The sequence below is a fragment of the Candidatus Methylacidiphilales bacterium genome (assembly GCA_025056655.1).
Taxonomy (GTDB): Bacteria; Verrucomicrobiota; Verrucomicrobiia; order Methylacidiphilales; family JANWVL01; genus JANWVL01.
The window spans coordinates 1-6,989 of the sequence record JANWVL010000098.1; the positions used below are offsets into that span (position 1 = coordinate 1).

Here is a 6,989-nt window from a genome sequence, read left to right on the forward strand (position 1 = left end):
CCCGCAACTCGGCGAGACTTGCTTCAACCGAATAGGTCTGCGACTTGCCCGGCGCAACCAGAGACAGCCGCCACGGTAGTCTAAAGCAGCATACCCACTGAAGCCGTCGGTGCAATACTGAAATGCCCGTGGCGCTTGATCCACCACCGCCTGTAACACCACTTCATCGCGGGATAGAGTATCTACTAGATCATCACGCAGCGCGTCCGACGCTCGACCTGCGTGATGAGATCGGCGCATTTTTTTACTCCCGACGAATGTGAACTGCTCTCAAGCTCGACGATAGGTTAGTCGTCGGTTGGGGGCTGTGGGATGGGGGACATCCAAGGCACGTTCACCGCGCGCACTTGACCCAGTTGGCTACCGATTGCGCACTTGACACGCAAATTGCGCCCGATGCGTCGGAAGCTGAGGCTATCTAGATACATCTCGACGGCTTGGCGCGGGATTCTAAGCGGGTAGCCGATTGGGTTGGGCTGAGGAATGAAATGACGATGGCAGTCCCTGCACAGGTAGCGCTGGCTACTGTGGTGATTCTTGCCTTGTTTGACCCCAGATTCGCTTATGTCTCTTTGGACACTTCATGCATCCAATTTTATTTACTCCCAGGTTTGCTCAATTGATATAGAACAAGTAAAAAGAATTCTGCTTGATATTGGTTACATTTATTAGTCATACATGATGTTAAAAGCTTTATTGCTGCTTCTTTATACATAAGCGAAGAAATTCTAAGCAAATGTAGTTTTGTTTCAATACCCAATAAACAGTGATCTGATATAAAAGATATGTAATCCAACAATAAGCCGGTTTAAATCTCATGATTATATTCAATGTATTCTAAAATATATAATTTATATCTTGCGTAGGATCAAACGTCGTGATATAATGATATACATGATCTCTGAAAAGGCACAGCCCGACCGCCAATATCTTATTGACGGCACGCTTATGTCTTCTGATGAAATATTCAAAAAGTATAAAAATTTAATTCATTCTATATGTAAACACTATCGGCATCATACTGATGTGCCTTACGATGATCTTTTTCAAAGTGGTGCACTCGGTTTATGGAGGGCATTGCACAAATACAATCCGGATTTGGGCATAAAATTTTCTACTTATGCAGTGCCATGGATCAAAACCATGGTTGCTAATACTGTGAGAAAACACAAGGAATTAGTTCGCATACCCCGCACACTTTTAGATAAATATATTAAGGCGGTGAATTACTACAAAAGAGTTGTCGTGGAAGAAGGCCGTGTGCCAGATGAAGATGAGGTTAGTAAATATATCATGAAAAATCACATGCTACCTAATCCTATTATTCAATACATAAGCATAGATCACCACCCTAATGATGGAAATGCTAGTATAGAAGAAATCATGGATAATGAAATATACTCAGATTTTGTAAAAGAACGTTTGAAAGCGTTTTTAAGGGAAAAAATAAATGAATTACCTGAAATAGAGCGCCAAATTGTTTGTTTAAGACTAGGATTCAATGACAATAGTAAACCCTACACCTTCAGAAAAATATCTGAAATATTGGGAAAGAGCGTAAGCGAAGTGAAGAAAATTTATTCAGTAGCCATAGAAACAATTAAGGATAAGTACGAAAATAGCCCTTACGTATGAAAAAGAAATTCATCGTGCCGTTTTTCATCATGTCTACTATTGTCATAGCATCATTTCTGCTTTTTTTTGATAGGAGATCTTCTGGTGACAATAAAAAGAATGATGAGATTATAATCATAAAAACACCTCTCAACAGAGAACGTCAAGTGGATCCAAACTGCTCATCATTCTTCCCGCTTGCTGTAGGCTCCTATTGGCATTATCGTATCGATGATGAAGATCATGGGACTTACTACTTAAGAAGACAAGTGTCTGAAAAATTAACAGATGGTCGCTATGTTTTAAATAGCCGTGCATATTACTTACTCTCCTCACCAGGTGAGGATCGGGATGATACACCTACTTATGATCATGTATCACCAGATCAGACCATGGTCGTTGATGACTTATTACAGTGTTCCGATCAATCTGTTTTTTGGCTTGAATTATCATTTCCTATGATTGGCCTTACCTATAATGCCAATGGCATCTACTTACCGAAAGACTTGCTGACTCGTCAGAACCCGTGGTTTATTGAATATAGTTTAAAGGGGACAAAATACAAGCGATCCGTTGTGTGTAGTAAGATAAAAAAAGACAAGATAAAGGAAAAGAGTGTGGTTTATATAAAATGCAGGAGCGAATATAATATGTCTGATGATAACGTGTCTTCTATATTTTTACCTATAGAGTCTGAAATAGCTTTTATGGAAGGAGTAGGTATTTATACTGTTACTGCAATTTTACCGAAACAAGATTCTGACGATATGAGCATGGAAAAAATTGTTTATCAACTCCAGGATTATTATATCCCATAGAATTATTATAAAATGAAAACATTTTAATGGTAATCAAAAATTTTTGTGTTTTTATTTTATATGATTTATTAAATTATTGCTTAGTATAGTATAAGAGTAATTAAATTTATAGTTGTATACAGAAATTATAGAATCAGTTTTAACATTGCGGGCAAATAATATGATATACACGCAATCCCCCATCGCTATACAATTTAGCATAGTCATTCGGTTTGTTATAAAAATTCGGCAATAATTAATGCGCGATATTTATAGTATACCACATAAACGTTTTGTTCTATAATCAGATAAAGTTATTATATATTTTTATAAATCGTATGTTATTCCGGATAGTGCGCAGATAAATCCATGCCTTCTGCAAATCTATAATATACAAGAATTGCGAGAGCAAAAAATGGCTGATGGTATGATTGAGTAAATTTTAAACACTTAGGATAACGTCGGTACTGTGATACTAGTAGTGTATAAATAAGCTGATTTACCATTTGCAGCTTTAGTGCTTTGTATAGTATTAAGAATCGAGGCTATCCATCAAACAAATTCATCCGAGTTATAAGATTTATTTCGAGAGCTAAATTTTTTATTATTCATTTGAAGCCATGAAAAAATAATATTATACGTCTGGCGATGATTTTATCGATATTCTTGTTATAAATAACCAGATATTTATCTTTCGATTGATATGTTTTTCGATCTTTCAAAAGATTATACTAACATTGGGTGTGAAAGGCTCAGCCTGTTTATTTTAAAATACTCATGATATAGTTTTGTTTTACAAGTTGGCCTTGATTAAAGCGTAAGCTAAGCTATAATAAGGACATGAAAAAAACCTATACAACCTTGCTAGAAAAAATAAAGCTTTTTATATTGATATTTTTCGTGTTATTTTCTTCGATAAAACTCGTCCATGCTGATCCTAATATTCCAGCTCAACTCGCACAATCCGGCACATCTGGTCAAAATACAAGTAGCTCTGGAGGACAATCATCCTCTCCATCAGATAATATTGTCGCGGTTAGTGGTAGTACAACTATAGGTGAGATTGTCAATGAATTTATACAAAATATCACTGCTCTACTTAAGGTGCGCATGTTCATGCCGGTCCAAATGTTCTCCGGCGTTCTCAATGCATCCGTCACATCTCTATTCAGCGGAGCCTTAACAGATACACGAGCAGGTATCTCCAGATTTATTTCTTTTTACTTTACAAGAGGTCTGCCTGTTTCAGAGTCTCAAGCCTTTGCCATAGCGCCATTTGCACGCAACATCGAACCCTACGTTAAAGCAATCGCCCTCACGTTTATCCCACTAGGGATCATCTTTTTGGTTATCACATCGAGCTTTTATCTTATTGGTAATTCCAATGAACTTACATCGCATATATCAAATAACGCGCTAAAAATAGGGGTGATCATCATATGCTATCTCATGATAAAACCTGTAATGTTCACATTGTTTTCTGTTATCAATGATGTAGTAGCCGCATTTTGCGGGAGTGGTAGTAGTTGTATTAACCGTTTGGGCATATTAAATCTTCTATTCCCATCAAACCGTGACGGAGGATTGGCAAATGGCATGGCTTTCTTTGTCTCACAATTCTTCATGTCGACTTTGATTCTTTCGCATTTCTTTAAAATGTTAGCAATTTTGTTCTGCGTTTTAACGGCTCCTATGGCCATAACATCTTTGGTATTACCTGCAACAGGCGTTATATTTCAAAGTTGGCGCGATATTCTCGTTAAAACACTCCTAGTTCATGTCGCCACTGCTGTTCTTATCATGATCGCATCTAGTCTATCCGGATCTTTGTCAGGATGGTTTGCTAAATTAGGTTTTGCGGCTGCTATAGGTCTGATCATTTTAGTGATGAATGGTGCTGCTCTGGCACTTAATCTCGGCAGCGCCATTAATTTCGCTACCAGCTCATTTGTCTCCGTAGGACAAAGCTTTGAGTCGATAGCTAAACATACCGGTAGCGCTTTTGAAGATATAGGCAGAATGCCTTCGTCATCACTGTCGCCAGCTTATGCTCACGCATATAATGGAGCTTACTCAAATCAGTCATCTTATCAAACACACAACAGCAGATCATCACCAGAAAAGGAACGAGAAGCCGTACACCGCTACTGGGCTCATACCCCAGATGGATGGTTGAAAATCGGTATGGATGAATTTGGGAAAGCAAGTATGTTCTTACAGGATTTTATCTCCACTAGTCAAACCAATGTGCCTAAAAGTGAAGCTAAACAAAAAGAAAGTAATACAAGAGCCGATTCTGTTTCATCCAGCTCTTATCAAGAAAACTTCGCCCAACAAAATCAAGAACAAGAAGGTAATGATAATAAAGGCAATAAAGATGCGCGGCAAACCTCTTCTCAAAAAAGTCGCCCGGCTGGAGATCATACAAGCGAGTTATTTACTCAGTTTATAAATAATCTACAAAATTCCGGAGAAGGCAAAAGTGATTCAGGGGGTTCAAATACAACAACTACGCGCGTAAATAGGCATACGCAGAGCATCATAGAAAATATCAGCACAGCCGCTACCAGCGGAAGTATTGCGCACGTAGTTCTGGCTGCAGGGCATGGCTCCGGTCTTATCGCAGAAGTAGAAAAGCGCAAACTTGTCGACCAAGAAGGATTAGAAAACCTAGAAACAAAAACGGGGATGAATGGACGCTAAATCATCTAACTTAAAAGCGTTATTATACGGGTTGGGTCATCATATCAAGCCATTGTCTGAAGATGATTTAGCTGTAAACATCATTTATATTGGTTACATACATATACAAAAAATCAGCAACACCGGGCAAGATTTGGAGAACTTGTTTAAGTCTGTTCTCGGGAATTTATGCTATGATCTAATTGATATCCCACCTGCCGATGCCTTAAAAATTATTCGACAATCGCATGCAGCAGACCCGAAAAAAGCAGCGACTGCCTATTTCTTCCTCGTTAAGTATTATTTAGCACAAGCCTGCAAACAACCCTCAGTCTATGATAATAATGGGGTTGAAATAATTTATCGTCAGGCGCGCGACAAGATTGTTTATTCGGCTTTGCCATGGCTGGCTAACTATGTAATGAGATTTATTCACAGCACTCAAATTGACCGTAGATATGCGCATTTTTTAGCCGGTATAGCTGGTATGTATGATGCACTGAATAATTACAAAGCGTGGATACATCCAAATCCATTCTCATACGCCCAACCATATATTAAACGCCACATTGTACAAAATTACATCACTCCATATGAAAATACGCAACCTTCTAATTTTAGATATAGCAATATGATATCGGCACTTGATCGTGACCCGCTCACAGTAATTCTTTAAATAGATCTATAAATTATCTTTTTAAGCTAAATACCGGCTATAATGGAAGTTTTATATTATTAGCTAAATAAAGATGTAAATCATTGCGTTTACTCCTGTTTCTAAATCAACATAAGGATGTTAATCAATATTCTTCAGGGCTATTGATGTTGTTTACAATAAAAAACTCTCCCCTCCATGATAGAGGGGAGAGATGCTAGGGGGAACAACCAGCCTGCTACCAAGAGGTCGTGCCTAATATTAATAGAAAATTGCACACATGTCAAGTCCATCCCTCTCAAATCCATTTCCTAAGAATTATCAAGGTCGCGCGCTGTGCAGATCAGACGGCTAAAGGCGAAAGCGTAGGTAGGCGAAGGCAATACCGTAGCCTACCTACGCGATTTGGATGATAAATTGATTGAAAGCAGCGCTCTAATGTGTAAACCCTGAATCACCAGCCTGAAGGGGAATGTGAAATGCTTTGCCCAAGCGTTACAAAGATATTGATGCATAGAAAACAATCTGTGCTGACCGCAGGATGTGATCTTTCAGGAAGATCTGAGCCGAGCGCAGATGGGCTTTAAGGCGGCAAACTTCGCTGTAGTGAGACGTTTTGCGTTGAAATTGCTCAAGATAGAGCAGATGGAAAAAGACATCTTGGTCGGAAAACAGCTGCTTGCAGGGAGAAAAGATAACAACTACATTCTCAAAGTGGTTCAATCAGGCGCAATCTTAAAATGAGCGGTGCGGGACCTACGTTGAAAACCGATGCTTACACAACACGTAATGTGATAATCAGGACATGAGCCACTATCTCCCGAGGTCCATCGTGCTGCTCAGGGAGTAAATAAAATTGGATACATGAAGTGTCCAAAGAGACATAAGTAAATCGGTGGTCAAACAAGGACGAATCACAGTGGCAGCCAGAACTACCTGTGCAAGGCTTGCAATCGTCATTTCATCCCTCAGCCCAACCTAATCGGCTACCCGCCTAGAATCCTGCGCCAAGTCGTCGAGATGTATCTAGATGGCCACAGCTTCCGACACATCAGGCGCAATCTGCGTATCAAGTGCGCAATCGGTAGCCTCCTGGGTCAAGTGCGCCGGTGAACTGGGGGAGTAAATAAAATTGGATACATGAAGTGTCCAAAGAGACATAAGCGAATCGGTGGTCAAACGAGGCAAGAATCACAGCGGCAGCCAGCGCTACCTGTGCAAGGCCTGCAATCGTCATTTCA

Annotated in this window: 7 protein-coding genes; 6 read left to right on the forward strand and 1 reads right to left on the reverse strand. The window is 39.5% G+C overall.

Annotated features, from left to right (window positions below):
• On the reverse strand, positions 1-240 hold a 240-nt coding region (locus NZM04_06125; GenBank protein ID MCS7063604.1), incomplete at its 3' end, for a hypothetical protein.
• Positions 241-437: 197 nt separating this feature from the next.
• Between NZM04_06125 and NZM04_06130 the strand changes: the two genes are divergently transcribed.
• The 6 genes from NZM04_06130 (at position 438) to NZM04_06155 (ending at position 6,492) form a co-directional block, all read left to right on the forward strand.
• The gene (locus NZM04_06130) at positions 438-623 is read left to right on the forward strand and encodes a hypothetical protein (protein MCS7063605.1); all 186 of its coding nucleotides are present in this window, start codon (positions 438-440) and stop codon (positions 621-623) included.
• 271 nt (positions 624-894) lie between these two features.
• Entirely contained in the window at positions 895-1,635 is a 741-nt protein-coding gene (locus NZM04_06135) for a sigma-70 family RNA polymerase sigma factor (GenBank protein ID MCS7063606.1), read from the forward strand.
• Entirely contained in the window at positions 1,632-2,432 is an 801-nt protein-coding gene (locus NZM04_06140; GenBank protein MCS7063607.1) for a hypothetical protein, read from the forward strand. Before NZM04_06135 ends, NZM04_06140 begins: the two co-directional genes overlap by 4 nt.
• Positions 2,433-3,251: 819 nt before the next feature.
• On the forward strand, positions 3,252-5,114 hold the full coding sequence (locus NZM04_06145; GenBank protein MCS7063608.1) for a hypothetical protein: 1,863 nt from the start codon (positions 3,252-3,254) through the stop codon (positions 5,112-5,114).
• Positions 5,104-5,769, forward strand: coding sequence for a hypothetical protein (locus NZM04_06150; GenBank protein ID MCS7063609.1), 666 nt, complete (start codon positions 5,104-5,106; stop codon positions 5,767-5,769). The genes NZM04_06145 and NZM04_06150 overlap by 11 nt, the downstream gene beginning before the upstream one ends.
• A gap of 522 nt (positions 5,770-6,291) precedes the next feature.
• Positions 6,292-6,492, forward strand: coding sequence for a hypothetical protein (locus NZM04_06155; GenBank protein MCS7063610.1), 201 nt, complete (start codon positions 6,292-6,294; stop codon positions 6,490-6,492).
• Positions 6,493-6,989: the final 497 nt, after the last annotated feature.

Coding starts and splice junctions, on each gene's coding strand:
- NZM04_06135 (MCS7063606.1), top strand. CDS start 895: ATGATCTCTGAAAAGGCACAGCCCGACCGCCAATATCTTATTGACGGC.
- NZM04_06140 (MCS7063607.1), top strand. CDS start 1,632: ATGAAAAAGAAATTCATCGTGCCGTTTTTCATCATGTCTACTATTGTC.
- NZM04_06145 (MCS7063608.1), top strand. CDS start 3,252: ATGAAAAAAACCTATACAACCTTGCTAGAAAAAATAAAGCTTTTTATA.
- NZM04_06150 (MCS7063609.1), top strand. CDS start 5,104: ATGGACGCTAAATCATCTAACTTAAAAGCGTTATTATACGGGTTGGGT.